The 25,768-nt window shown below is 64.6% G+C and carries 29 protein-coding genes and 1 tRNA gene; 17 read left to right on the forward strand and 13 right to left on the reverse strand.

Annotated features, from left to right (window positions below):
• Positions 1–41 precede the first annotated feature (41 nt).
• The 4 genes from OJF58_RS17150 to OJF58_RS17165 are packed head-to-tail and all read left to right on the forward strand — an operon-like array spanning position 42 to position 3,875.
• Complete coding sequence (locus OJF58_RS17150; protein WP_300778933.1) at positions 42–1,004, forward strand: ABC transporter permease; 963 nt, start codon at positions 42–44, stop codon at positions 1,002–1,004.
• Entirely contained in the window at positions 970–1,926 is a 957-nt protein-coding gene (locus OJF58_RS17155; protein ID WP_300778934.1) for an ABC transporter permease, read from the forward strand. Before OJF58_RS17150 ends, OJF58_RS17155 begins: the two co-directional genes overlap by 35 nt.
• A gap of 6 nt (positions 1,927–1,932) precedes the next feature.
• Positions 1,933–2,904, forward strand: a complete 972-nt coding sequence (locus OJF58_RS17160; RefSeq protein WP_300778935.1) for an ABC transporter ATP-binding protein — start codon at positions 1,933–1,935, stop codon at positions 2,902–2,904.
• A complete protein-coding gene (locus OJF58_RS17165; protein ID WP_300778936.1) occupies positions 2,901–3,875 on the forward strand; it encodes a dipeptide ABC transporter ATP-binding protein in 975 nt (324 codons plus the stop codon). The genes OJF58_RS17160 and OJF58_RS17165 overlap by 4 nt, the downstream gene beginning before the upstream one ends.
• A gap of 3 nt (positions 3,876–3,878) precedes the next feature.
• Here OJF58_RS17165 and OJF58_RS17170 read toward each other — a convergent pair whose 3' ends face one another.
• From OJF58_RS17170 to OJF58_RS17180, 3 genes are all read right to left on the reverse strand, one after another.
• The gene (locus OJF58_RS17170) at positions 3,879–4,589 is read right to left on the reverse strand and encodes a hemerythrin domain-containing protein (protein ID WP_300778937.1); all 711 of its coding nucleotides are present in this window, start codon (positions 4,587–4,589) and stop codon (positions 3,879–3,881) included.
• Between the two features lie 326 nt (positions 4,590–4,915).
• Positions 4,916–6,289 carry an IS1380 family transposase gene (locus OJF58_RS17175; protein WP_300778536.1) on the reverse strand — a complete coding sequence of 458 codons (1,374 nt, stop codon included), beginning with the start codon at positions 6,287–6,289 and terminating at the stop codon, positions 4,916–4,918.
• 95 nt (positions 6,290–6,384) lie between these two features.
• Positions 6,385–7,722, reverse strand: coding sequence for an LLM class flavin-dependent oxidoreductase (locus OJF58_RS17180; protein ID WP_300778938.1), 1,338 nt, complete (start codon positions 7,720–7,722; stop codon positions 6,385–6,387).
• 219 nt (positions 7,723–7,941) lie between these two features.
• Here OJF58_RS17180 and OJF58_RS17185 point away from each other — a divergent pair, with 219 nt between their 5' ends.
• Complete coding sequence (locus OJF58_RS17185; protein ID WP_300778939.1) at positions 7,942–8,193, forward strand: hypothetical protein; 252 nt, start codon at positions 7,942–7,944, stop codon at positions 8,191–8,193.
• Between the two features lie 90 nt (positions 8,194–8,283).
• Positions 8,284–8,634: a carboxymuconolactone decarboxylase family protein gene (locus OJF58_RS17190; RefSeq protein WP_300778940.1), complete on the forward strand. Its 351-nt coding sequence runs from the start codon at positions 8,284–8,286 to the stop codon at positions 8,632–8,634.
• Between the two features lie 18 nt (positions 8,635–8,652).
• On the opposite strand, the gene OJF58_RS17195 is transcribed toward OJF58_RS17190, so the two are convergent.
• Entirely contained in the window at positions 8,653–9,540 is an 888-nt protein-coding gene (locus OJF58_RS17195; RefSeq protein WP_300785304.1) for a LysR family transcriptional regulator, read from the reverse strand.
• Positions 9,541–9,627: 87 nt separating this feature from the next.
• Between OJF58_RS17195 and OJF58_RS17200 the strand changes: the two genes are divergently transcribed.
• The 3 genes from OJF58_RS17200 to OJF58_RS17210 are packed head-to-tail and all read left to right on the forward strand — an operon-like array spanning position 9,628 to position 11,547.
• Entirely contained in the window at positions 9,628–10,053 is a 426-nt protein-coding gene (locus OJF58_RS17200) for a DUF6306 domain-containing protein (protein ID WP_300778941.1), read from the forward strand.
• A 2-nt stretch (positions 10,054–10,055) separates the two neighbouring features.
• Positions 10,056–10,760: a 5-formyltetrahydrofolate cyclo-ligase gene (locus OJF58_RS17205; RefSeq protein ID WP_300778942.1), complete on the forward strand. Its 705-nt coding sequence runs from the start codon at positions 10,056–10,058 to the stop codon at positions 10,758–10,760.
• 19 nt (positions 10,761–10,779) lie between these two features.
• The gene (locus OJF58_RS17210; protein WP_300778943.1) at positions 10,780–11,547 is read left to right on the forward strand and encodes a Crp/Fnr family transcriptional regulator; all 768 of its coding nucleotides are present in this window, start codon (positions 10,780–10,782) and stop codon (positions 11,545–11,547) included.
• Positions 11,548–11,584: 37 nt separating this feature from the next.
• On the opposite strand, the gene OJF58_RS17215 is transcribed toward OJF58_RS17210, so the two are convergent.
• Positions 11,585–12,007 carry a PAS domain S-box protein gene (locus OJF58_RS17215; protein ID WP_300778944.1) on the reverse strand — a complete coding sequence of 141 codons (423 nt, stop codon included), beginning with the start codon at positions 12,005–12,007 and terminating at the stop codon, positions 11,585–11,587.
• Positions 12,008–12,314: 307 nt separating this feature from the next.
• Here OJF58_RS17215 and OJF58_RS17220 point away from each other — a divergent pair, with 307 nt between their 5' ends.
• Positions 12,315–12,623 carry a hypothetical protein gene (locus tag OJF58_RS17220; RefSeq protein ID WP_300778945.1) on the forward strand — a complete coding sequence of 103 codons (309 nt, stop codon included), beginning with the start codon at positions 12,315–12,317 and terminating at the stop codon, positions 12,621–12,623.
• A 21-nt stretch (positions 12,624–12,644) separates the two neighbouring features.
• Here the strand turns inward: OJF58_RS17220 and OJF58_RS17225 are convergent, their stop codons facing one another.
• Genes OJF58_RS17225 through nthA form a run of 3 tightly spaced genes read right to left on the reverse strand, consistent with a single transcriptional unit; the run spans position 12,645 to position 14,309 of the window.
• Positions 12,645–13,028: a nitrile hydratase accessory protein gene (locus tag OJF58_RS17225; protein WP_300778946.1), complete on the reverse strand. Its 384-nt coding sequence runs from the start codon at positions 13,026–13,028 to the stop codon at positions 12,645–12,647.
• Positions 13,018–13,698 (reverse strand): nitrile hydratase subunit beta, encoded by a 681-nt coding sequence (gene nthB / locus OJF58_RS17230; RefSeq protein ID WP_300778947.1) that lies wholly within the window; start codon positions 13,696–13,698, stop codon positions 13,018–13,020. Before nthB ends, OJF58_RS17225 begins: the two co-directional genes overlap by 11 nt.
• Complete coding sequence (gene nthA / locus OJF58_RS17235) at positions 13,695–14,309, reverse strand: nitrile hydratase subunit alpha (RefSeq protein ID WP_300785306.1); 615 nt, start codon at positions 14,307–14,309, stop codon at positions 13,695–13,697. The genes nthB and nthA overlap by 4 nt, the downstream gene beginning before the upstream one ends.
• Before the next feature lie 252 nt (positions 14,310–14,561).
• Here nthA and OJF58_RS17240 point away from each other — a divergent pair, with 252 nt between their 5' ends.
• The 4 genes from OJF58_RS17240 (at position 14,562) to OJF58_RS17255 (ending at position 19,750) form a co-directional block, all read left to right on the forward strand.
• On the forward strand, positions 14,562–15,533 hold the full coding sequence (locus OJF58_RS17240) for a nitronate monooxygenase (RefSeq protein ID WP_300778948.1): 972 nt from the start codon (positions 14,562–14,564) through the stop codon (positions 15,531–15,533).
• 858 nt (positions 15,534–16,391) lie between these two features.
• Positions 16,392–16,745, forward strand: a complete 354-nt coding sequence (locus tag OJF58_RS17245) for a MerR family transcriptional regulator (RefSeq protein WP_300778949.1) — start codon at positions 16,392–16,394, stop codon at positions 16,743–16,745.
• A complete protein-coding gene (locus tag OJF58_RS17250) occupies positions 16,742–18,709 on the forward strand; it encodes a VIT domain-containing protein (protein ID WP_300778950.1) in 1,968 nt (655 codons plus the stop codon). The genes OJF58_RS17245 and OJF58_RS17250 overlap by 4 nt, the downstream gene beginning before the upstream one ends.
• Before the next feature lie 255 nt (positions 18,710–18,964).
• On the forward strand, positions 18,965–19,750 hold the full coding sequence (locus OJF58_RS17255) for a hypothetical protein (protein ID WP_300778951.1): 786 nt from the start codon (positions 18,965–18,967) through the stop codon (positions 19,748–19,750).
• A gap of 188 nt (positions 19,751–19,938) precedes the next feature.
• Here OJF58_RS17255 and OJF58_RS17260 read toward each other — a convergent pair whose 3' ends face one another.
• Positions 19,939–21,003: an Ldh family oxidoreductase gene (locus OJF58_RS17260; protein WP_300778952.1), complete on the reverse strand. Its 1,065-nt coding sequence runs from the start codon at positions 21,001–21,003 to the stop codon at positions 19,939–19,941.
• Between the two features lie 13 nt (positions 21,004–21,016).
• The gene (locus OJF58_RS17265; RefSeq protein ID WP_300778953.1) at positions 21,017–21,970 is read right to left on the reverse strand and encodes an SMP-30/gluconolactonase/LRE family protein; all 954 of its coding nucleotides are present in this window, start codon (positions 21,968–21,970) and stop codon (positions 21,017–21,019) included.
• 87 nt (positions 21,971–22,057) lie between these two features.
• On the opposite strand from OJF58_RS17265, the gene OJF58_RS17270 reads away from it, so the two are divergent.
• From OJF58_RS17270 to OJF58_RS17280, 3 genes are all read left to right on the forward strand, one after another.
• Positions 22,058–22,804: an SDR family NAD(P)-dependent oxidoreductase gene (locus OJF58_RS17270; protein WP_300778954.1), complete on the forward strand. Its 747-nt coding sequence runs from the start codon at positions 22,058–22,060 to the stop codon at positions 22,802–22,804.
• Between the two features lie 99 nt (positions 22,805–22,903).
• The gene (locus OJF58_RS17275) at positions 22,904–23,185 is read left to right on the forward strand and encodes a hypothetical protein (RefSeq protein WP_300778955.1); all 282 of its coding nucleotides are present in this window, start codon (positions 22,904–22,906) and stop codon (positions 23,183–23,185) included.
• A gap of 11 nt (positions 23,186–23,196) precedes the next feature.
• Positions 23,197–24,039, forward strand: a complete 843-nt coding sequence (locus OJF58_RS17280) for a TauD/TfdA family dioxygenase (protein ID WP_300778956.1) — start codon at positions 23,197–23,199, stop codon at positions 24,037–24,039.
• Positions 24,040–24,105: 66 nt separating this feature from the next.
• Here OJF58_RS17280 and OJF58_RS17285 read toward each other — a convergent pair whose 3' ends face one another.
• The 3 genes from OJF58_RS17285 to OJF58_RS17295 form a co-directional block, all read right to left on the reverse strand.
• Positions 24,106–24,648, reverse strand: coding sequence for a GNAT family N-acetyltransferase (locus tag OJF58_RS17285; protein WP_300778957.1), 543 nt, complete (start codon positions 24,646–24,648; stop codon positions 24,106–24,108).
• Between the two features lie 210 nt (positions 24,649–24,858).
• Positions 24,859–24,934: transfer RNA gene (locus OJF58_RS17290), tRNA-Ile, on the reverse strand.
• 34 nt (positions 24,935–24,968) lie between these two features.
• Entirely contained in the window at positions 24,969–25,676 is a 708-nt protein-coding gene (locus OJF58_RS17295) for a response regulator (protein WP_300778958.1), read from the reverse strand.
• Between the last annotated feature and the right edge of the window lie 92 nt (positions 25,677–25,768).

Below are 25,768 nucleotides of genomic sequence, written 5' to 3' on the forward strand. Positions count from 1 at the left end.
TGCGAGATGGATTTGGTCAGGCCGCGCTGCGGAGGCATGAAGTGTCCCGGCAATATCTGATCCGGCGCCTGCTGATCGCGATCCCGAGCCTGCTCGGGATCAGCATCGTGCTGTTCACCGTGCTGGCGCTCGCGCCGGGCGATCCGTTCAGCGAGCTCGCCAGCAATCCGGCCATCCCGCCGGAAGTGGCGGCGAGCCTGCGCGCCAAGTTCGGCCTCGATGACCCTGTATGGACCCGCTACGTCCATTGGCTGATCGCCATGCTTCATGGCGACTGGGGCTTCTCGTTCGCCAGCCGCATGGACGTGGACACGCTCATCCTGCAACGGTTGCCGACCACCCTTATCGTCATCGGCGCGGCGCAGATCCTGGCCATCCTCATCGCGTTGCCGGTCGGCGTGCTGGCCGGCACGCGCCCCTATTCCATCTTCGACCAGGTCGCCAACACGCTGGCCTTCATCGGCTTTTCCTTGCCGACATTCTTCACCGGGCTGCTGCTCATCCTGGTCTTCTCGATCCGGCTCGACTGGCTGCCCATGGTCTATCGCGCCGACCTGAGCGCCACGGGCTGGCAGTGGTTGGTGGCGGAGATCAAGCAATCGATCATGCCGGTGGCGGTTCTCGGCCTGTTCCAGGGCGCGTCGCTGGTGCGCTACGTGCGATCGTCGGTGCTCGATGTCGTCCGGCTCGACTACGTCACCACCGCCCGATCCAAGGGCGTCGGCGAGCGCAAGGTGATCACGCGGCACGTGGTCCGAACGGCGCTCATTCCGGTCGTCACGCTGGTGGCGCTGCAGATGCCGGTGGTGTTCGGCGGGGCGATCGTGACCGAGCAGATCTTCCGGGTGCCCGGCATCGGTTCGCTGCTGATCTCGGCCATGCTGGCCAACGATACGCCGGTCGTCATGGCGGTCACCTTCGTCTTCGCCTGTCTCGTCGTCCTTTTCAACCTCATCGCCGATATCCTCTATGGCTGGCTCGACCCCCGCATCGCTTACAGTTGAGGCGCCGGCGGGCGCTTCCGCCGCCCGCAAGCCGAGACGAAAAGCCCGCTTCTCGCCCGGCCTCGAGGCGTGGCGGCGCTTCCGGCGGCACAAGCTTGCGATGGCAAGCTCGGTCGTGCTGCTCGCCATCATCCTCGCGGTCGGGTTCGGGCCGCTCGTCTGGCGGGTGCCGATCAACGAGATCGATTTCGCGGCCCAGTTGGCCGGCCCCTCCTGGACGCATCCCCTCGGCACCGACGATCTGGGGCAGGACATCCTGGCGCGCCTGCTCTATGGCGGCCGGATCTCGATCGCCGTCGGCCTCTGCGCGATGCTGGTCGCGGCGGTCGTCGGCGTGCTGATCGGCGCGATCGCGGGCATGTCGCGCGGCAGCGTCGACGCGGCCCTGATGTGGCTTGCCGACCTCTTCCTGTCCTTGCCGCAGTTGCCGCTGCTGCTCCTGATCATCTACCTGTTCCGCGACGCGCTCACGAGCATCCTGGGGCCCGAGGGAGGGATCTTCGTCATGGTCGTGGCCGTGATCGGCGGCTTGCGCTGGATGCAGGTGGCGCGGCTGGTGCGTGCCCAGATCCTGTCCATTCGCGAGAAGGAGTTCATCGAGGCGGCTCGCGCGCTCGGCGCCTCGAAGCTGCGCCAGGTGGTCCGCCATATCCTGCCGAATGCCCTGGGCCCGGTGATCGTGGCCGGAACGATCGATGTCGCCGCCGCCATCATCGCCGAGTCGACGCTGTCGTTCCTGGGGCTGGGTTTTCCGCCGGACATCCCGACCTGGGGGCGCGTGCTGTTCGACGCCAAGGACACGCTCGACGTCGCGCCCCACTGGGCGCTGTTCTCGGGTGCGGCGATCTTCCTTACGGTGCTGTCCATCAATTTCATCGGCGATGGCCTGCGCGACGCGCTCGACCCGCGGCGCGTGCTGTAGGACCGCATGGCCGAGACGCTTCTGGACATACGCGGGCTGAAGACGTGGTTTGCCACCGACGACGGCATGGTGCGCGCCGTCGACGGCGTCGATCTCAGGATCGAGCGCGGCGAGACGGTGGGGGTCGTCGGCGAGTCGGGGTGCGGCAAGACCGTGACTGCCCGCTCCATTCTGAAGCTGATCGACATGCCGCCGGGCCGCTTCGAGGACGGCCAGATCCTGTGGAAGGGGCGGGACCTCCTGCCGTTGAGCGCGGCCGAGATGGACAAGATCCGCGCGCGCGAGATCGCCATCGTCTTCCAGGAGCCGATGACCTCGCTCAATCCGGTGTACAGCGTCGGCGCACAGATCGCCGAGGTGCTGCGCGAGCATGAGAAGCTCACGCGGCGGCAGGCGATCGACCGCGCGGCCGAGATGTTGGCGCTGGTCAATATTCCCAACGCCAAGGCGCGCGTGCACGACTACCCGCACCAGTTCTCCGGCGGCATGCGCCAGCGCGTCATGATCGCCCTGGCGCTCTCCTGCCGGCCCAAGCTCCTGATCGCCGACGAGCCGACGACGGCGCTCGACGTCACCATCCAGGCGCAGATCCTGGAGCTGATGCAGGAGATGAAGAATCGCTTCGGCATGGCGATCATGCTGATCACCCACGCCATGGGCGTGGTCGCCGAGACCTGCCAGCGGGTGGTGGTGATGTATGCCGGCAAGGTGGTCGAGGAGGCGCCGGCCGCCGCCCTGTTCGGCGATCCGCGCCACCCCTATACGCAGGGCCTGATCCGCTCCATTCCCCGGGTCGATCGGGCCGCCGCCCACAAGGAACGGCTCGAAGCCATCCCGGGCACCGTGCCCAGCCTGCTCGACCCGCCGCCGGGCTGTCGCTTCGCCCAGCGCTGCCGTTTCGCGACCGAAGCCTGCCGGCAGGTCATGCCGCCGCTCAAGCAGGTTGGACCCGGTCATTTCGTGCGGTGCGTGCTGTGAGCGGCGAGACGCTTCTTTCCGTCAAGGGGCTGCGCAAGCACTTTGCCGTCAAGGGCGGCGTCTTCGCGCGCGAGGTCGAGCGCGTGCACGCCGTCGACGGCGTCAATTTGGACATCGGCAAGGGCGAGACGCTGGGGTTGGTGGGCGAGTCGGGCTGCGGCAAGTCGACCACCGGCCGGTGCATCCTGCGGCTGATCGAGCCGACCTCCGGCGAGATCTGGTTCCAGGGGGCGGACGTCACGCGGCTGGGGGGCGATGCGCTGCGTTCCCTGCGCCGGGACATGCAGATCATCTTCCAGGATCCCTACGCGTCGCTCAATCCGCGACTGACGGTGGGCGCCATCATCGGCGAGGCCCTGCAGATCCACCGGTTGGCCAGATCACGGCGTGCGCTCGAGGAGCGTGTCGTCGAGCTGCTCGAGACGGTCGGCCTCCAGGCCGACCACATGCGGCGGTTCCCGCACGAGTTTTCGGGCGGGCAGCGTCAGCGTGTGGGCATCGCGCGCGCGCTGGCCGTCGATCCCAAGCTGGTCGTCTGCGACGAACCCGTCTCGGCGCTCGACGTGTCGATCCAGGCGCAGGTGATCAACCTCCTTGAGGACCTGCAGGCGAAGTTCGGCCTCACCTATCTTTTCATCGCCCACGATCTCAGTGTGGTCGAGCATATCTCGACCCGCGTCGCGGTCATGTATCTCGGCCGGGTGGTCGAGATCGCGCCGTCACGCGAGCTCTATGATCGACCGCTGCATCCCTATACGGAAGCACTGCTCTCGGCCGTCCCGATCCCCGATCCGACGGTGAAGCGCAAGCGCATCATGCTGCAGGGCGACGTCCCCAACCCGATCCATCCGCCCTCGGGCTGCCATTTCCACACGCGCTGCCCGATCGCCCGTCCCGATTGCGCCCAGCGCGATCCCGAGCTGCGCGAGAGCCGGCCCGGCCACTGGGTTGCCTGCCACTATCGCGGCTGACGCTCAGATCCTGGGCGTGTACCTGCTGAGATCGTGGATGCCGATGCGCTTTTCGATCGCTTCGACCTTCTTTGCCATCATCTCGAAGCCGTCGGCGCCGAACCTGGATTTCTCTTCCCTCTCGAAGGTCTCGCCGAGCGCATCGAACTCGTCGGGCGTGACGAGACTGCGGACCGTCGGAAAGACATCGGTATCCTCGCGCGCCGCATGCGGCCGGTAGAGCACGATCGACGCCTCCATGGCGTCGATCATGGTCTTGCGGCGGCCGCTGTCGGTGCGCGCGGTCGGAGCGATCTGCAGGATCTTGTCGGTGAGCTTCCTCCCTGCCGCATGCTGCGTGGTCAGCACCTCCACGAGAGGCACCATGCGGCCCGCTTTCTTGAAGCGCGGGAAGAGGTGATTCTCCTCGAGCTTCTCGTGATAGTCGTGGACGAAGTCGCGCATCGTCTCCGCCGTCTGCAGGAAGACGGACGACTCCATGTCCTCGCCCTGGCCAAGGCGGCGCGCTCCCGATTCGTAGATGAGCAGGATGCGCCGCAGCACGCCGTGCTCGCGCATCAGATCCTCGGTCGGCGGAACCGGAGTCTCGGATTCGGCCGTGGTGCCGAGTCCCTTGCCGCGCTCGTCCGCGAAAGCCGGCAGGCCGGGAGCGAACCCGCAAATTGCGGCCATGCCGAAAAATCGCCGCCGGCGCACATCGACCTTCCTGCTCATGGCCGTTCCCTTCGCTGATGTTGCAGGCGTCACGGAACAAACGCCGTACTGCAGGCTCGGTTGCCTGCATGCCATGGTATCCTGGCGGCGCGCGATCGACTGTCGGGCCGAGCAGCGCGACCGGCTGCAAGAGCCTCTTTTCCTGCTGCTCTCCTAGCCCGGATTTCTCAAACCATCATCTCTGACGTCATGATCGGCGGGCAGTCGAAGATGGTGGCCCGCGTGGATGCGGCGAAGAGGGAGCGGGCGTGAACGCGGGCGAGCGGCAACACGCCGCGGGCTGCGACGCTATCTGGGCGAATGTGGCCTATGCGCTGTCTGGGTCGTCAGCGGGCGGCGGCAGCGAGTGAGATCCAGGCCTGCTTGAAGGAGCGCTGGTTGGGCCAGGCCGAGGCCATGGCGAGCCTGATGCGTCGCACGCTGATGGTGATCAGCGCCCCGATCTTGAGCAGCGCCAGGCGGATCGAGCCGCAGCTCGCCTGGGCGAAGCGGGTGTGCCTGAGCCCGATGCGGCGCAAGGCGCAGAGCAGCACATAAGCCATCGAGGCAAACCACAGGCGCAGCTGGTTGGCGCACATGGTGGCGGCCGAGGTACGGTCGGCGAACAGCTCGCCCTGGCACTCCTTGAGGCGGTTCTCCATGTCGCCGCGCGCGCAGTACAGCTTCTCGTAGATCGCCCGGGCCTTGCCGCCCTTCAGCGAGGTCACCACGAAGCGCGGGTTGGCCTCGCCGTGCGTCCATTCCGCCTTGGCGATGACCCGTCGCCTGCTGCTCCAGCTGTCGCGCGTCGACCACAGGAAGTCCTTGAAGCGGCGGGCCGGCCGACCGGTCCGCCGGCTTTCGGCCTGGGCGGCCGCCAACTCGGCCTCGATCTCGCCCGCCAGCCGAACGTTGCGCGCCAGGCCGAAGAGGTAGTCCACCCCGTTGGCCTCGCACCAGGCCATCAGCGACTCGCGAGCGAAGCCCGAATCGGCCCGCAGCAGGATTTGCACCCGTGGCCAGTGTCGGCGGAGCTGCGCCACGATCCGCGCCACCTCCTCCGCCGCCCCCGCCGAGGCATCGATGTTGGAGCGTCGCAGCTTGGCCGCCAGCAGATGACGGCCGCAGAAGATGTAGAGCGGCAGGTAGCAATAGCCGTCGTAGTAGCCGTGGAAAAACCGCCCCTCCTGCTCACCGTGCAGCGGATCGTCGGTGGCGTCCAGGTCGAGCACGATCTGCGACGGCGCCCGCTTGTGCGCCTCCACAAACACCGCCACGAACAGCCGCTCGATCGCCGCCGGGTCGTGGTCGATCTTGTGGTACAGCGAGCGCCCAGGCCCGCTCAGTTCCAGCCGGTTCAGCGTGCTCTTGCCGGCCACCGGCGCGCAGTCCCGGCGGCGCGCCGTGAGCTTGCCCGCCAGCACCGCAAACAGCCGATCGTGGCGCAGATGGTCGTGGTCGTTGAGGTCCTCGTAGCCCAGCGCCAGCCCGTACACCCGCTGCCCCACCAGCGTCCGCACCGCGTGCTCGACCAGCGACGGGTCTCGAAAGTCCCTAAAGCAGCCGGCTAACCGATCGATCAGTCCGAGCGCCCGATCCGTCGCTCCCAGCAACAGCCCGCCGGCGTCCGGTGTGATCGACCCGCCGTCGAACGACGCAACCACCGCCCGCCTTTCAACAGGTGCAAATCCAAACAAATCCGCAATACACTCTGTCGGCATCGGAGCGGCTTCCTTTCTCGGATAAAGTCGTTGTCGCAAAACAACTTTCTCAGAGTCAGCCCTCCGATGCACCTCTCTCCTTTGAGATATCCGGGCTAGTCCGACCGGCCGGACGGCCGGGGCAGGCCGAAATGATCCCGTAGCGTGCTGCCGTCGTAAGCGGTACGGAAGAGCCGGCGCTTTTGCAGAAGCGGGACGACCTCGTCGACGAAGACGTCCAGCATGGAAGGCAACAGCGGCGGCATGAGATTGAAGCCGTCCGCCGCGCCGTCCCTGAACCAGTCCTCGATCAGATCGGCGATCTGCTCGGGCGTGCCGGCCGTGGTGAAATGGCCGCGGGCGCCGGCGAGATAGGCGAGGAGTTGTCGGAGCGTCGGCTTCTCGCGGCGGACGAGACCCACGATCACCTCGGTGCGGCTGCGGGCGGCCTGGACCGTCTGTGGATCGGGGAAGTCCTCGGGCGCGAGCGGCTTGTCGAGCGGCAGATGCGAGAAATCGTGGCCCCCGAACCGTCCGCTCAACCGCTTGCGTCCGACTTCCGGATCGGTGAGGTCGTTCAGCTCGCGCACCATCCGTTGCGCCTCGCTCTCCGTGGCCGCGATCAGCGGGCTGAGGCCCGGCAGGATCAGCATCTGCTCCGGCGGCCGGCCTTCGGTTGCGGCGAGGGACTTCAGGTCGGCGTAGAAGTCCTGCGCCGTCTTCTTCTCCATCTGCGCCGTGAATACCGCCTCGGCGTGGCGGGCCGCGAAGCGGCGCCCGGTTTCGGATGAGCCCGCCTGGACGAATACCGGCCGACCTTGCGGTGTGCGCGGCAAGTTGAGCGGCCCGGCAACGCGATAGAACTTGCCCTCGTGGTCGATCGGCCGAATGCGGTCGGGCCTGGCGTACCGGCCGCTCGCCCGGTCGTCGAGCACGGCGTCGTCGGCCCAGCTGTCCCACAGAGCCTTGGCCACCTGCACGAATTCTTCGCCGCGCTCGTAGCGCTCGTCGTGGTTCACAAGGCCGGCGCCGCCGTAGTTGCGGGCTGCGGCGGCCAGCCACGTCGTGACGATGTTCCAGCCGACCCGGCCGTTGCTGATGTGGTCGAGCGACGCGAACTGGCGGGCGAGATTGAAGGGCTCGGCGTAGGTGGTGGATGCCGTGGCGATCAACCCGATGCGGCTGGTGGTCATTGCCAGTGCCCCGAGCGCGGTGATGGGTTCCAGCCAGTTGCTGGCCGCGTGACCCACCGTGTCCATCAGCGCCAGCGTATCCGCGAGGAAGATCGAGTCGAACAGGCCGGCTTCTGCGCGCTGCGCGAGATCGCGGTAGTAGCCGATGTCGCTGAGCGCATAGGGCGATGCCGCGGGATGCCGCCATGACGCTTCGTGGTGCCCGCGGCTCTGGATGAACAGGTTGAGATGCAGTTGGCGCTTCACGGCTCTTCGCTTCATCGAAAACGGATCGTCTCGATGGATACATTGCGCGGTGGGCCTCGTCGACGTCCCGCCGCCGAAACCGACCGACAGGCGGATCGCGCCGGCGAGAACGGCGGCAACAGGGAATGATCCGGCGCAATGCGCCGGATCGCAGACGGCCATCGGCACAAGGAGTACACGCTTGCCGACTGCCGCGGGTGGCGTGGCGTTCTACGTGAAGAGGAGACACCTGAAATGCCGAACGATCGCCAAACCGTCTCCGACGATCTGCGGTTGATGAACAGGCTGCTGATTCGAGCGGCGCAGGCGTTGGGCGACGAGGGGCAGCCCGAGCTTGCGTGTCGCATTGTCGCGGCTGCCTGGGCGGCACTCGTCGATGCGCGACCGGAGGAAGCCGAAGAATTGAACAGAACCCTTCACCGCCTCATTCATCTCAATCCGAAAGAGCGAAGCGAAACCCCCATGTCGGGCCTCGCAGCGACTTGACGTCCGCCACCCGACGGAAGCTTTCGGTTGGCGCCGCTGCAATTCCGTTGAACCATCAAGACCCGAAGCCGCTCACCCAGGAGTACGGACATGGCTCAAGATGTATACCCCGCCGCGACGCGCGAGCTGGCGGAGAAGCGCCGGGCACTTGCGCCCGAGACCGAGAAGGCATTCCAGGCGTTCAGTCGGCAGGTCTTCGCGGAAGGGGCGTTGTCGGCAAAGACCAAGCAGCTCATCGCCGTCGCCGTGGCGCATGTCACGCAATGTCCCTATTGCATCCGAGGCCACACCAAAGCGGCGCTTCGTCATGGCGCAACGCGTCAGGAATTGATGGAGGCGATCTGGGTCGCGGCCGAGATGCGGGCCGGCGGCGCATACGCCCACGCCGCGCTGTCGCTGGCAGCGATGGAAGAGGAGAGCCCGCCATCATCCGGTGGATGACGATCTCTGTGACCACGGTCAGCGTTTCCGCCTCTTGCCGCGGATCGGGTTGAAGCTCGCGCGTTCGATTTCGGCTGCCTGCCGGATCGCCGCAAGGATGCCGCCGATGACATCGGTCTCGGCGTCGATCGGGTGGACAAGATAGGCTGCCAAGGAGAATGCGGGCGCTCCGGCGCATTCTGCGAGCTTGCCGCAAGCGAGGTATGGGCGCACGAGGCGAGCTGGAAAATATCCGGCGCCCCCGTTCTGAAGTACATGTTGCAAGCCCAGCCACCCGATGTTGGCGGTGAGCGCCGCACCCTGGAAATCGGGAAAGCTTGCGCCGTGCCGTGCGAAGAACTCCGGCCCCCAATCGACATAGACGTATTCCGGCCCCGATCCCGGCCTTGCCCTTCGCTCGGTGGAGACAAGCACCAGGCGCTCGTCGAACAGGTGCTCGACCTTCAGTCCGGGCCGGCTTTCCGGCGTATACATCACGCCTATGTCGATATGACCTTCGATCAGGCCGCGCATGAGATCGCTCTCGAGGCCGATTTCGGCCCGCAGCGCGACGTCGGGTGCGTTCCGCAACAGACGGGGAAGCAGAGTCGTAAGGAACTGCTCCCACAGGCCGAAGCGCGCGCCGATGGTTACGCTTGCCCGGAAGCCATGCGCCACGCCGACATCGTGGCGCGCCTGCTCGACGGTGCGAACGAGGGTGGCAGCATGCTTCTGAAAATGTCGGCCGGCGGCGGTGAGCGTCGTGCCGCCCTTGTTTCGCACGAACAGCCGGCGTCCGAGTGCGTCCTCGAGCGTCCGGATCCTCGTGCTGACGGTCGACTGCGTGACATGCAGGCGTGCGGCGGCATTGACGAAGTTGCCGGCGGTCACCACCGCCAGAAAGGTGCGCGCCAGCTCGGTATCCATATGACCGTCCGATAAATCGGCTTTCTCGATATTATCTGCGATAATTACTCGCTTTGAAAATATAAACTTGCCATCTACCATCGTCGCATGATTGCCGCTCCGATCGCCGGTCAGCCCGAGGTCATCGACTTCCTGAACGAACTGCTGGAGGCGGAGCGCGCCGGCGCGCGGGTCGCGCTCGATACGGCGTGGGAAGCGGCGGAGCCTGCGATGGCCGAGATCATGCAGGGCATTCGACGGGACGAAGCCCGGTGGTGCGCGATGCTGCTGCGCCAGATCGAGCGAATCGGCGGCAAGCCCTCGCCGCGCACGGGACCGCTCCACGACGAGGCAATGGCGATCGAAGATCTCAGGGCGCGCGTCGTGTTCCTCAATCGCGGCCAGGGCCGGGTCGTGCGCAAGCTCCGTGAGATGATGCCGCGCCTGGAGGATCAGGCTCTCTATGCCGATCTCGCCCACATGCTGTCGTCGCACGTCGCGAACATCACGATCGCGAACTCGGCTCTGGGCTGACGATGGAGCCCCATGGCCGCGATCCCGAGTGGGAAGACGAATATGCCTCGCCGCCATGCTTCATGCACCGGACCGAGCCGAGGTCGGACCAGCCCGCGTTGCCGGACATCGGGCGCCAATGGGCCGACGTGAAGCGATGGCGGAAGGCCGAGCGGGCACGACTGGTCAAGGCGCGGCTCGCCATCGGGCCGGAAGACCGTCGCCGCTTCTCCGAAAGCATCGCGCGCGAGCTCGACCGGCTGCTGGGTGACGTTTCCGGTCGGATCGTCGGGGCCTATTGGCCTTTCCGTGGCGAACCGAATCTCCTGCCATGGGTCGAAGGTCTCCAGGCTCGCGGCATCGTTTGCGGCCTGCCGGTGGTGGTCGCGCCGCGCGCGCCGCTCGTCTTCAGGCAATGGCGTCGCCGCATGCCAATGACCCAGGGCGTGTGGAATATTCCGGTGCCCGCCGAGGGACCGAGCGTCGTGCCCGACATTGTGCTGGCGCCGGTCGTGGGATTTGACGGGGCTTGCTATCGCCTGGGCAATGGCGGCGGCTATTTCGACCGGACGCTTGCAGCTTTGGAGCGGCGTCCATACGTCGTTGGAGTGGGATTTGCCCGACTGAGAATCAGGACGATCTACCCGCAGCCTCACGATGTTCCGATGAATGCGATCGTCACCGAGGAAGGGACGACGAAACGACTTGCAACATCGAGCGGTTGTTGACCGAGGCCAGGGGGTGCCAATGGCCGTTCAGCGGAAAATGGCAGCAAAGCCTGTCAGGGATCATCCTTTCACCACCAGGCTCAATCGCTCAATAGAGCTCGATGATGCCGACATGGCCGCACTCGATCTCCTGCTCAGTCGCTGGGTCATTGCAAAAAAGGCCAAGGATCTCATCGTCGAGGGTTACGAATATCGGTCACTGCATATTGTCGAGAGCGGCTTCGCGATTCGCTACAAGCTGCTGCACAGCGGCAAGCGCCAGATCGTGAACGTCATCGTTCCGGGCGATATCATCGGCTTCCCGGCGTGCTTCTACGAGGATGCCGTCTTTTCGGTCGCGGCCCTTGGAGACATGAGCCTGCACCCTGTACCCCTCGACTCGTTTACCGATCTTTGCCTGAACAGGCCGAAGATTGCGACCGCGCTCGTCTGGTTCGCGGCACGCGAGGCGGCGATATATGCCGAGCACGTCATCGATGCCGGTCGAAGGGAGCCGCTGGAGAGATTGGCGCACTTTCTTCTGGAGATGTTGACGCGCCTGCAGGCCGTAGGCTGTGCGTCGGAACGCACCTTCGGAATGCCACTGTCGCAGGAAGGTATCGGCGACGTCGTGGGCTTGAGTGGTCCCCATGTCAACCGCATGCTCGGCGAACTCCGAAACCAGGGATTGGTTGCCGTGAACGGCCACCAGTTCACAGTCGTGGACATGGCGGCGCTGCAGATCCTGGGTGAGTTTCGCCCCGCCTACCTCGATCGCGTTCCGATCCGAGGCCGGTCGCTCCAGTGATCGAACTCGAATGCGAAGAGCGCGGTGCGGCCGCGGCTCATTGGGCGGCAGCGGACTTGCGCAGGGATTTCATCTCCTCGAACCTTCTGGTGACATCGCGCAAGGTCGCGGCAATTCCGAGTATGCGGCCGGTGCGGTCGCGGAACGGCACGATGGTGAACTCCACCGAGATGCGCACGCCGTCCTTGCGCAGGGCGGGGACGGCCAGGACATCTCCCGCTCCATAGCGCGTCCTCCCGGTCCGCACGGTCTGGGAGAAGCCGTTCCGATGCCGTTGGCGAAGGGGCTCGGGAACGATGCAGTCGAGCGGCTTTCCGGTCATCTCCGCTTCCGAAAAGCCGAAGATCCGCTCGGCCCCCTTGTTCCAGAAGCCGACCCGACCTTGGGCGTCGGCATAGATGATCGCATCGGGCGTTTCGTTCACAAAGGTCCGGTAGAAACGGTCGACATCGGGCGCCATGGTCCTACCGCGAGCGCTGCCGTCGCCGGACCGGCAAAGGCCTGGGGGTCAACCGGACATGGATCGGGATGAACAGCGCAGAAGCGAACGGCGCAAGGAGCCGTTTCCACCATCCACGCAGTTTGGCATCGCGGGTCGGGTTGGTTGGCATGGCAATCCTCCTTTCGAAGACAGCTCGTCACTCGCCCGACACTACTTGTCCGGCGGTTTGGCGCTCTGCCGCAAATCATTGCGTCGGCGCAAGGCGCCGCCTGGATCGAGGTCGCTAGACTGGAATGTGCAGCCCGCCGATGCGAAGGAGGAAGCAATGAACGCCAGAAGCAGGCACGTACGGCAAGCGATGGCTCCCGTCGAGTCGAAGCACGCGGGCCTATGGATCACGCTCGCCGTGCTGGGCATGTTCCTCGTCCTGGCGCTCGCGTTCTCCTACGTCGGATGGACGTCGTCGAGCGACGCCACCGGGCACCAGATGCAACAGATGTCGACATCGGGATATGTGGCGATGACGTTGGGCATCGTCGCCACGCTCGCGCTGGGCGTCGGTCTCATGACCCTTGTCTTCTACAGCAACCGCAAGGGCCACGACGAGGACGCCAATGCGGATCGCAGCAGGTAGCGATTCCGTGCTGCGCCGCTGCTATTTGAAGTCAGCGGCCTGCAGTTCGATCGGCCGGCCGTGCGGCGTACGATTCGCGGCATGGTTCCATGCATCGTGATAGCGCGCCATTGCCTCGGCGCTGGCGATGCCTTTCTCCGAAACGAGCTTCTCGAGCGCATTGAGCCAGTGTCGATAGTAGGTTTCGCCCGTGTCCGGATCGCCGGCAGCCTGCGCGCGCTTGATTTCAGCGCCAAGCGCCGCCGCCCATTCCGGCCAGGTGAACAATCCGCGTTCGTGCAAGGCGAGCGTCATGGCAAATGCCTGCGCCTCCCATGGCTCGCGAAAGACCGGCCCTTCGGTATCGCACGGAATGCCGGCCACTTCTTCCGGAACGCGACGGGCGGCTTCTGGATCACCTGTCATCGTGCTGTCGCCTGGCTGGATCGAGGTACGGCTCGAACGCCTCGACCGAGACGTTGAGGGTCGGGTCCGCCTCGGCACCCCACAGCTCGCGGCCCGAGAAGACCACGGTGTAGAGCCACTGCGGATCGTCACCCTTGCCCTGCGCCGAGGAGTCGGGAAACACATGGCTGCCGTTGATGCGTTCGATGGTCCCGATATGGCCGCGGACATATCGCGGCAATCGGGTGTGCGTCACCGGGTTGATGTTCTTCGCCCGGACAACGTCGCCCGGCTTGAAGATCGGCGAAGCCGACACCTCGCGCTGAAAGCTGCCGCGCGCCGTCACCCGGCCGACATCCTGCAGCGAGAAGGTGCCACGCGGCAGCGGCGGGCTCGGCCGCAGCGAGTGGCCGGCGGCAACCTCGTCGATGCCGATCATCTTGCGATCCAGCAGCAATTGCCGGAGCGCCAGGAACCACTTTCGATAGTAGGAGCTCGCGAGATAGACCGCCGGCGGCAGGGACTCGCGCGAAAAGCGCTGCATGTCGATGTTGACCCCGCCATTGGCGCCGACCGCGCGCGACATCGCCATGACGCGACCCTCCCACGGGTGATGGAAGGGCGGTTCGTTCAGCTCGACCTCGACCTTGCCGAAGCCGTCCATGCCGCCCATGTCATGCACGCCGTTCATGGTTCGGCCTTCGGCAAGCCGGTACCGATCATGCTGTCGCGCGTCACGATCTCCGCAAGGCGCTCCTCGCTCCAGCCCTCGGTTCCCGGCGGTCGCATGGGCAACACCAGAAAACGCGTCTCGGCCGTCGAATCCCAGACCCGAATCTCCGTCTCCTTCGGGAGCGTGACGCCGAACTCGGCCAGCACGCCCCGCGGGTCCTTCACTGTGCGCGAGCGATACGGCGCGGATTTGTACCAGACGGGCGGCAGTCCGAGCATTTCCCACGGATAGCAGGAACACAGCGTGCAAACGACCATGTTGTGCCGCTTCGGGGTGTTCTCGACGGCGATCAGGTGATCGCCGACGCGGCTGACATGGCCGAGTGCCCGGACCGCCTGCGAGGCATCGGCGAGGAGCGTCGCCTTGAACGCCGGATCGGTCCATGCCTTGGCGACGACGCGGGCGCCGTTGCGCGGGCCGATCCTGGTCTCGTAGGTCTCGACGATCGCGTCGAGCGCGGCCGGATCGACATAGCCCTTTTCGGTCAGGATCGTTTCGAGGGCGCGTACGCGAAGCTGCATCTCCGAAAGCTCGGAGCCGTGGTCGTGATCGTGATCGTCTCCAGCCATGATTAGCCAGTCTCCGGCAACTTGCTCCCGTCCGCATCGTAGTTCACCGCCTCGCCCGCACCAAGATTTCCAGATCGGCATCCGATGCGGCAATTGAGTCACGCCGGGGGCGCGGCGCCGGCCGCAAGTCGGCAGCGCGCCTTTGATGTATGTGAGCCGGACAGATATCATCGACATCCGATCGAGCGGCTTTGCCCGCGCTTTTCGCCATCGTGAACGTGAAGGCGAAGGCCCGCCAATCGTGGGGGAGAAATGGCGACAATCGAGACAGCGCTGACGAGGCTCCTGGGGATCCAGCATCCGATCCTGCTTGCGCCGATGGGCTCTGCCGCCGGAGGCAAGCTGGCCTCGGCGGTGACACATGCGGGTGGCCTCGGCATGATCGGTTCCGGCTATGCCAGCGAGGCCGCCATCCGCAAGGAACTGGCCGAGGCGGGCAATGCCCGTGTCGGCATCGGTTTCATCCTTTGGGCATTGGACAGGAATCCCTCGGCCCTGGATCTGGCGCTGGATGCGAAGCCGGCCGCGGTGATGCTGTCGTTCGGCGACCCTTCGCCTTACACGGCTCGTATAAAGGCGGCGGGGTGCAAGATCGTCTGTCAGGTGCAGACGCTGGAACAGGCAAGGCAGGCCGCGTCGGTGGGCGCCGATGTGATCATAGCCCAGGGACGGGATGCCGGCGGACATTCGGGCATGACGCGTGGCACGATCGGACTGGTGCCGGCGGTCGTCGATGCCGTCGGCTCGATTCCGGTCGTCGCCGCCGGCGGCATAGCGGATGGCCGCGGACTCGCCGCCGCGTTGTCTTTGGGTGCTGCAGGCGTGTCGATGGGCACGCGGTTCACCGCGACCCGCGAGTCGATGTGGGATCAGGCAATGAAGCAGAAGGCCGTTGCTTCGGGTGGCGATCAAACCGCGCAAACCCGCGTTTTCGACATCGTCCGTGCCGCCCCGTGGCCCGCCATCTATCCAGGACGGGCGCTGCGCAACGACTTCTTCGACCAGTGGCATGGGAGAGAGGAGGCCCTGGAGAGGCAGCAGAAGGACGCGGAAGCCGACTACCTGGCCGGCCCTGCCGATGACTTCGCGCGGCGCGTGGTCTGGGCCGGAGAAAGCGTGGACCTCGTGCGCGATATTCCCTCCGCCCGCGAGGTGATCGAAAGGATCGTGGATGAGGCGGCCTCGGTGCTGCAACGCGGCGCTACGCTGGTCCGCACGGGGTAGCCGCCGATTGCCCGCGCTTGGCCTATCGGGGCAGCCCTTGCCGGATCGTCGTCGGTGGCAGAGTCACCACCGCAGGCAATGGTAGGGCGCCAGTCATTCAAACTCCTGACAATATGTGATGCTGCATCAACGGTGGCGTGTGCGATCGATCTATGGCCTGAACTCGCCATCGTCGGAAATCCGCGGTTTCCGGGCCTTTTTCTGGCTCCGCAGCGCCGCTCAATTCGTCTTCGCGCTGATCAGTCGGGCGCCTTCATCAGCGGAGACGAGTTAGCGGCGGACTGGCTGCTCGGCCAGCCAGAATTCAAACTCCGCCAAGGGCAAAGCTCGCCGCCGCTAGCCGGCAAGACCCAACGCTGGACTGAGGAATGCGCCCGGAAGCGCGTATGAAAAGGTAACAAAAAATTTGTCGGGTTATTGACAACCCTCAAACGCGACACATATCGTGTCGCGTTTAGTGAAACCATGATCCTTCAAGAACTGTCGGATGCCCTTGGTGTCCGGCCCCGTCAGATCCGTTTCATGATCGCCGAGGCTGCCTGCCTCCGGCGAACGGCACGGGCCGGGCGGCCGACGCTTGACACGATGCATCGCTTGAAAGGGAGAGCGCGAATGGCCCGTTGTTCTGACCTTACGCCTGAAAAGCTGGATGAGTATCGAGCTTCCGGAGGCCAGATCAGGAAATGTCCGCCGATGGCCGTGCGAGGGGCCGGCTACATCGTCGAATACTGGCGGGGCAGCTTCTATCCCGTGATGCGGGGCGGAGAAGAGAAACAGCTCGGGGGAAACAAGGGCAGCCGGAAAGGGCGAGGGTTGAAACATCGCCGCGGCTAGAACGTATCTGTCAAAGCAGTACTCATGACCCTTCAAGAACTGTCTGACGCCCTTGGTGTCCCACCCCGTCAGATCCGTTTCATGATCGCTGAGGGCTGCTTACCTCCGGCGAATAGTACGGGCCGGGCCGCCGACGCCTATGACGAGAACCACCTCGCCAAAGGGCACAAATACGTCACGCTGCATCGCTTGGGGATGAAGCCGCAAGCGATAAAGGTGCTGATGGCATTCGACGATGCCATCCCGATTTTCCAGGGGCACGGACTGGAATTGCGGGTCGATCCATCGATCGCCCCCGGAACAATCGATCTCAAAGCCGCACTGTCCGATATCACCCGTGCGTTGCGTGTCTATCTGTCGAAGGAGAAACCGTCTTGAGCCTTTCTGCACTCGGCCATCCCCTAGAAACCCTCAGCGAAGGGGCGAACGCCGTGATCGATGGGGAGCCCCGTCCGTTGCCGCTCAAGGAAACGCGGATTCACGTTGACGTCTGCAATGGGCTTGCAACCGTCACGATAACACGCATTCTTGTGAATGTTGAGGACTCGCCGATCGAGGTCTTGCTCACCATCCCTACTCCCTTTGAGGCGGTGATGACTGGTCTTTCGGCGATAGTGGATGGCCGAAAACTCAACGCCGTCGCCCAGGGAGTGAGGGCGGCGCGCGCGACATATGAGGACGCGATCGACGGCGGCAAACTGGCTGTGCTGCATGAAGAGCCAATGCGCGGCATTCATATACTTTCTGTCAGCCAGCTGGCCCCCGGCAAAATGGTCGAAGTCACTGCAGAATTGACCATGCCGTTGGCTCTTCACCGGGACAGCCCCCTCCTGCGGCTCCCTTTCACGGTCGGTCAAGTTTACGGTCAGTCGCCGTTTCTTCCAGCCGACGACATCGCCGTCGATCCAGCACTCCGTCTTAGTGGCCGCTTGTCGATCTCCGAGATAGCTGGGAAGGCGGTTTTTGTGTCCGGCACCCCCGTCGAGCAAGGGATGACTATCCCGCTGTCTCAATCTCTCGAGCTTCTGTTCCTGGACCAGGCTTTCGGTGCGGTGGAAGGCCGCGACGCGATCGGGCGACGCGTCCATCTGATGCTGTCAGTGCCGCCAACCTCAGCCGGCAACCTCGACATCGCCATCCTCTTCGATCGCTCGGGTTCGACATCTAGCGCTGTCGGCATGCATCGTCTTTCAGTGCACGAGGCCATGAGCCGCGGCCTGCAATCGGCCCTCGGCACACTGAAAGGAGATGACCGCGCCGAGCTGTGGGAATTCAATGACGAGGCGAAACTCGTCACATGGCGGAGCGGGCAACCTATATTCAGCGGACCGCATGGCGGCACTCAGTTGGGCAATGCTATTGCTACGACACTGGCTAATCGCTGCAAGCCGATACTTGTTCTGACGGATGGGCTCACCTACGCGACCGAAGTGCAGGCGGCTGCGGCATGTCGCGCGCCGATCTTCGCAATCCTCGTGGGCGAGACAAGCCTCGATGCCATGGTTGGCCATCTTGCAGCGAGCACCGGCGGTCAGGCTTTCGTTGCCGCCGGTGACGATGTTGGGCCTGCTGTCGCGGCCGCGCTCGATGCCATGAGGCGGGGCTCAAAACCTTTGGACGGCAAAGTGTCGGGAGGTCAGCCGACAAATCTTCTGGCGATGCGCGGGGGTGTCTCGATCAAAGCCGATTGGTCCGTTGAAACCTCTGACGCTCCATGTGATGCGGTCGGCCGGTTCGCCGCCGCCCTTGCGTTGCCTCTCGTCAGCGAGGAACAGGCAGAGTCATTGGCGGTTGCGCATGGACTCACCTGTCATCTTACGAGTCTTGTCCTGGTCGACGAGGTGGGCGAAGCGCTCGGAGGTTTGCCTCTTACGCGCAAGGTCCCTCTTCCAGATTTCGAACGCCGTATTCCAAATTTCCATCGCCGTCTTCCAGATTTCGCAAGCGTCGACGGTGCCCACCCCCAACCACTCCCGGCATTTGCCCGGAAGGAGGGACATGGAGTGCGCTGGCGCATGTTGAGGTCATTTCTCGATATGTTTGAGGTGATGGCGATCATCGATTGGGACATGTTGGCGGATGCAATTGCCCGGCTCGACTATGCTGTTTGGCCAAAGTACCTGTCCGAATATGCAACCAGGATGGGCAAGCGCGACAGAATCAAGAAACTCGCCCACAAGACCAACCTCGATCCGAGGGCCGTTGCCGTTCTGCTCCTCGCCAAATGCGGTGCAGAGTGGAGCAGAGGCGCCGCCCGCGCAGCACGGTTCCTCTCGCGAGGACTTTCCAAGGAGGCTCTAGCGGCAATCGAAGAAGAAGCACGCCAGATGGGCCAGCGTTGAACATTCTGGCAACTGCTGTACCGTCACCTCAAATTGGAGCCTTGAGATGACTTCGCCGAAGAATGGAATTTCAGGACGCCGCATTCGCGTTTGGCGATCTGAAGATGTTGACAAGGAAACAAGGCAGAAGGATTCAACCCAATTACCTTCACCAAAGCCGACGATACCGGGGCGCAGAAATAACACATCCAACCCAACCACAAGACGCTGGACCAGAACGCCGAGTGGTGCGGCACGTTACGGCGGCTGGAGGGGATGAAGGCAAGATTCTGGCGCGATGAGGCGAAGGCGGCCTACAAGTTCGCTCGCACCATTCTAGCTGCGTTCATTGACAACAAGCGTCCGCAAGACATCAAGGCCCCCGATGGCTCGTCGTTTCTCTGGCCAACCGAGGAGCAAATCAAAGGCCAGCAGAAATCGTCGATCCGTCGCTGTTACTCGCTGTCCGTAAGGATCCAGAGAGGCGATGCCATTCTCAAAAGCGAGGCCTCAGCGGAATTAAGCTGGCTTGCGTGGGTCGGCCCCGCTGCCTGGCAAAAGGTTGACAATGACCACTTCAGATTCGTGAAGAAAGTCCTGGAGGCTGTGCGGGATGGCCAACAGCCTTCAGATATTCGTAAGCCGGACGGGGACTACTTTGTCTGGCCGACAACAGAAGTTGGGGTGGACGCCGGCGGCGGCGACGTTGATCCGCCAGTCGAGTTTGGAGTTCTCAGGGCAAGAGGGTATCGGGTGGGAAAAAGCGCGAAACCGACCTCCGAACGGTGGGTGACGCTTAGGCGCGTTTATGAGGAACCACTCGACGACTTGGCCCGCTCTGTTATCAATTTGGATGAGTGGGGCTATCCACGTTCATCCAGGAGACTTTGCAAGCTTGCCAACGCTATCGCTTCCTTCACGAGGAACATGAAGCGAAGGAGCGACGGCAGCGATTTGGCGGTGCGCCATTGGACAACGGATTTGAGCTATCTCAAGCGCACTTACTACGATGGCAAGCACGAACCTTACTTTTTGTGGCCTCAAGCTCCAGCGCAGGACTAATCCGCTCAGGTCGCCGTGGATCGATCTTGCATTGCCCGACCGTTGGTGTTGGTCGAATAGTTTCCGCGGCGCGCGTGTTCGGCTTCGCCAGTCTGCTCTACTTCGCGGCATAGGGATGTTCGGCGATGCCACATCAACATAAGCGCGTCGGAACCTTTGTGTAGCCACTGGCCGCGCTGCAACGACGCCTAGTTGCCGATGATCCAGGGCGCGCCGGACGCGATCGCGATCTCGCGCACCTTGGCGAGCAGGTTGGGGCCGACGGGGATGCCGGTCTTCATGCGCTCGGTCGCGATGCGGCGCTCGGGATCGCCCGCGACCTGGACCGGCTTGGCGGGATCGACAGGCCTGGTGGCGCGCAGCGTGTCACAGAAGGCGGCGACGTCGGCCCTGAAGTCGGCGATGTCGCGGAACATGCCGGGATCGAGCGCCAGGAAGAAGTGGCCGATGTCGATCGGGCCGGGCTTCGTATTGCGCGTCGGGTCGGTCACCATCAGGCCGCCAGACAACGCCGAGCTCAGGATGTTGACCATGGCGCCGAGGCCATAGCCCTTGTGGCTGCTGCCTTCGGGCGTCCCGCCCAGCGGCGTCATGAAGCCACCCTTGCTGACCTCCTTCGGATCGTTGCTGGGCTGGCCGTCCCTGGTGACCAGCCAGCCGGTCGGTGCCGGCAGATTCTCGTTCGCCTTGTTGCGGATCTTGCCGGCCGCCACGGTCGTGGTCGCCATGTCGAGCAGGAAGGGCTGGCCCGGCTTGCCGGGTGCCGCGAAGGCGATCGGATCGGTGCCGAGCCGTGCCTGCGCGCCATTGGTGGGCGCCACCTGGATGCCGCTGGCCGAGGTCGTGACCATGCCGATCAGGTCCGATTCGGCCGCCATCAGCGCATAGAAGCCGCAGGCACCGAAGTGGCCGGAGCTGCGCACCGCCGCGACGCCGATGCCGGTCTTCCTCGCCTTCTCGATGGCTATCTCCATGCCTCGCCGTGCGTTGGGATGACCAAGCCCGCCGCCGCCATCGATCAACACGGAGACCGGCGTCTCCTTGACGATCTTCGGTTCGGCGCGCATGTCGAGCTTGTTGCTGCGCCGGCGCTCGTCGTACGGCGGCACCATCGAGATGCCGTGCGTGTCGATACCGTGCAGGTCGGCCCAGCTCATGATCTCGGCGGTGCTGGCTGCGGTCGGGGCCGGCATGCCCCACGCCTGGAGGATCAGCTCGAGCTGCTTGCGATGAGTCTCGTAGGACGCTGGCATTCGTTGCTCCTGGTCAACCGCCGGCCACGCCCTGCGCCTCGACGTAAAGCGCGTAGACGGACTGGCTGGCGGTCATGAACAGGCGGTTGCGCTTCCTGCCGCCGAAGCAGAGGTTGGCGCAGCGTTCGGGCAGCAGGATGCGGCCGATCAGGGTGCCATCCGGCGCGAACACCGCAACGCCGTCCTGACCCTCGCCGCCCGAGAAGCCCGCCCACACATTGCCCTCGGTGTCGACGCGGATGCCGTCGGCAAAGCCCGGCGAGGCGTCGAAGAACAGCCGGCCGTTGATCGCCTTGCCGTCGGCGATGTCGTAGACGTGCGTGGTGCGCGTGCCGTCGGGCGTGTCGACGACATAGAGCCTCGATTCGTCGGGCGAGAAGGCAAGCCCGTTCGGCCGCTCCATGTCGCCGACCGCGATGGTGAGCTTGCCGGTCGCGGGATCGAGCTTGTAGACGCGGTACGGCATCTCCTTCGGCGCCTTGTCGCCGAGATAGTTGCCGCGGATGCCCGCGCCGTTGTCGCTGAACCAGATCGTGCCGTCGGACTTCACGATCACGTCGTTCGGCCCGGTGAGCCGCGTGCCCTCGAAGTTGTCGGCCAGCACCGTGACCGTGCCGTCGTGCTCGGTGCGGGTCAGCGTCCGGCTGCCGAGCTCACAGGTGATCAGCCGGCCCTGACGGTCGCGGGTGTTGCCGTCAGGATAGCCCGCGGGATTGCGCAAGGTGGCGACCGCACCGCTGATCTCGTCCCAGCGCACCAGCGCATCGTTGGGGATGTCGGAGAACAGCAGGTAGCGGCCATCGCCGTAGTACGCCGGGCCCTCGGTGAATCGGAAGCCGGTGGCGATGCGCTCGATCGCGGCCATCGGCACCACCAGATGCCGGAAGCGCTTGTCGAGCACGACGACGTCGGGATCGGGATAGCGGATGGGCGCTGAAGACTCCCAGCGCGACGGACCTTGAGCCATAGGGGTACTCCTCCGCGCCGGAGTGGACACCGATACGTCGCCGTCTGCAAACTGCGGTGAAGAGATCGGATCGGGAGAAATCGCATCATGAAAATCGACTTCACGGGCAAGAAGGCCATCGTCTGCGGCGGGAGCCGCGGCATCGGCAAGGCGATCGCGCTGGGCATCGCCGAGGCGGGCGGCGACGTGTCGATCTGCGCCCGCGACGTCGCTACGCTCGAGAAGACCAAGGCCGAGATCGCGAGCCACGGCCACAAGGTCCATGTCGCGAGCGTCGATCTCGCCAAGGGCGATGCAGTGCGCACCTACGTGAAGGAAGCGGTCGCGGCGCTGGGCGGGCTCGACGTTCTGGTCAACAACGCCTCGGCCTTCGGCAACACCGACGACGACCAGGGTTGGACCTCGAGCCTGCAGATCGACATGCTGGCGATCGTGCATGCCACGCAGGAGGCGCTGCCGGCGCTGCAGAAGTCCAAAGGCAGCGTGGTCAACATCTCCTCGATCTCGGCGCATCATCCCGCGGCGCGCCAGCCGCCCTACGGCGCGATCAAGGCGGCGGTGATCCACTACACCACCACCCAGGCGGCGATGTACGCCAAGGACCTGGTGCGGGTGAACTGCATCGCGCCGGGCTCGATCGAGTTCCCGGGCGGCGTGTGGGATCGCCGCAAGACCGAGAACCCGACGCTCTACGACACCACTCTGAAGTCGATCCCGTTCGGCCGCATGGGCCGGCCCGAAGAGGTAGCGAACGTGGCGCTGTTCCTGGCCTCGCCCCTTGCCTCCTGGGTGACCGGCCAGACGATTGCCGTGGCGGGTGCGCAGGGCCTTTAATGGCGGCCGTGCAGCCGAAGAACTCGCAGATCAGCGCGCATCTGGCGGTGCGGCCGGACTGGCTGGCCAGCCCTGATGCTGGGTGCGTCGGTGAGAAAGGTGCTGGAGGCTATGATCGTGGCGGGCGGCGGCCGGTTCCGAGGCATCCGCTACATCGCCTCCATGGATGCCGATCAAGCCGCCTGGGGCGCTACTGCCGTTCGGCCGATGGGCCTGCTGCTCGACAAGCGCGTGCGCGAAGGATTCGTGCAACTGGCGCCGCTCGGTCTCAGCTTCGACGCCTGGATCTACCATCCGCAGCTCGGCGATCTCGTGCGCTTTCCCGAGAAAGCCGATCTGTTCCACGGAACCGCATCGCGATTCTATCGGCTCGACATTTGAGGGAGTCCCGGATGAGCCCCATCATCGTCACGCCGATCGCCGGCTCGCTTGGCGCCGAGGTGCGCGGCGTCGACCTGCTCACCATGGACAACCAGACATGGGCGACCGTCCATCAGGCTTTCCTCGACCACAAGGTGATCGCAATCCGCGGCCAGGATCTCGGGCCGCAGGATATGATGGATGTCGGCGCGCGCTTCGGTGAGCCGAACCCCTACCCATTCGTGAAGGGGCTGGACGGCTTCCCGTTCCTGTTCGACGTGATCAAGGAGCCGGGCGAGCAGCGCAATTTCGGCGGCGGCTGGCATTCGGACACGACCTACATGAAGGCGCCGCCGATGGCGACGCTGTTGTACGCGCTCGAGACGCCGGCCAAGGGCGGCGACACGCTCTATTGCGACATGGTGGAGGCCTACAATTCACTGTCGCCAAAGATGAAGGAGATGCTCGGCAGCCTGAATGGAGTGTTCAGCGCCGGATTGAAGAGCTCGGGCGGCCGTTCGCTGCATCACGCCCAGATCGGCGGCATGAAGGTGACTGCAGGCGAGATGGCGGACTCCTATGAGGCCGTGCATCCGATCGTCCGGACCATTGAGGAGACCGGCCAGAAGGCGATCTACTGCAGCAAGGTCCACACCACGCACTTCGAGGGCATGACCGGCGATGAGAGCCAGCCGCTGATCGACTGGCTGGTGAGCCATGCGACGCGGCCGGAGTTCACCTGCCGCGTGCACTGGGAGCCCGGCACGCTGACGGTCTGGGACAATCGCCGCGTGATGCACAACGCGATCAACGACTATCACGGCATGCGCCGCCATATGCGGCGACTCACCTCGGGGCCGACCATTCCGCTTTGACGCGCCATGGGCCGGTAGGGCTCGCTGGCCGACTTGCGTTCCAATACGCGCCGTTCTTCGGGAATCCTAGAGCGACTTCACCATGTGGACCCGGATGTGGGGATCGAGGCCGTGGTCGGGCGGGCCGCGGCCCACGATCTCGAAGCCATGCCGGCGGTAGAGGCGAATGTTGGCCTCCGCCATCTCGGCGGTCTCGAGCGACAGGCCGCCAAGGCCGCGCGCTCGCGCCACATCGTCGATCCGCTGCAACAGCCAGCTCCCGACGCCGGTGCCCTGTATCGCCGGATCGACAGCGATCTGGTGGATGTAGAGGTCCTTCCCCCGTGGTTTCGTTCTGACGACACCGACGATGCGTTCGCCGTCCAAAGCGACGTAGGCGTCGCCGCGCGCGAGTTCCGCCTCACCTCGCGCCCACTCTTCGGCAAAGCGGGCAGATCCCTCGGCTGGCCACTCGCGCCCCAAAGCGCGGACATAGGGCGTGAAGGCTGCGCGTATGACGCGCCAGACCTCTTCGGCCTCCGAAGGCATCGCCGTTCTGAAGGTCAGCACCATGGACGCACAATACCAAACAAAACGCCCGCCAGTGCGGCCGGCGGGCGCGTCGTTCAATCCGTGAGAAGAGGCCTACGCCCTATCTAAACCTCGCTCAAGGCGATCTCTCTCGCCGGATGCATCGCAACGTGATGTCGTTGCAGAGCAACAAGTCAGTAAGGTGATCACACTTTCGCCGCACCGCAACGTCGTACCTGGCGAGAAAGGGCCGATTCCCGTACTCTATTCCAGATGGTCTCAGCAATCCGTTAGACCGCTGAGAGTGGTTGGTAGGCCCGGCAGGATTCGAACCTGCGACATAACCGTTATGAGCGGCTCGTTCTGACCACTGAACTACGGGCCCTCCGCAACCGGCACGGCCGGGCCCGCTTCTTACACTATTCGGCGGGCGGCACGAACATATAGCCGACACCGCGCACGGTGCGAATGACCGTGGGCTTGTCGGGCGAGGGCTCGATCTTGCGCCGGATGCGGGTGATGCGCAGGTCGATCGCCCGGTCGAACGGGTCGCGGGCGCGATGGCTGGTCGTCTCCAGGAGCCAGTCGCGGCTGAGCGGCCGGTTGGGGTTCTCGGCGAAGATCTTGAGGAGGTCGAATTCGCCCGCGGTGATCGCCACGTCCGCGCCGGCATCGTCCTGCAGCGTCCGCTTGGCGAGATCGAGCATATGGCGCCCCATGCGCACGCGCTCGATCATGGACGGCGTCGCCTTGTGTGCCGACCGGCGCAGCACGCTCTTGCAGCGCGCCAGAAGTTCGCGCGGCTCATACGGCTTGGACACATAGTCGTCGGCGCCGCTCTCCAGCCCCAGCACCTTGTCGACCGAGTCCCCGGCCGCCGTCAGCATGATGATGCCCACCCGCGTGCTGCTCTCGCGCAGCCAGCGTGCGAGCGCGAAGCCGTCGTCCTGGCCCGGGAGCTGGACGTCGAGGAGCACGAGGTCGGGCATGGCCCGGGAGACCTGGCGGCGCATCTGCGCCCCGTTCTCGACGGCGATCACCCTGAGATCATGATTCATGAGGTAGGTCTCGGCGGCCTTGCGCTGAAATGCGTCGTCCTCGACCAACAAGACGGAAGGCTGTTGCATGGCTTGATCCGGAAATTAATAAAGTCTATGCCTATAAAATACCACTATTTTGCAATAATTTATAGTCCATTCTTAAGGTTTTTGATACATTA

It is taken from the genome of Enhydrobacter sp. (genome assembly GCF_030246845.1).
Taxonomy (GTDB): domain Bacteria; phylum Pseudomonadota; class Alphaproteobacteria; order Reyranellales; family Reyranellaceae; genus Reyranella.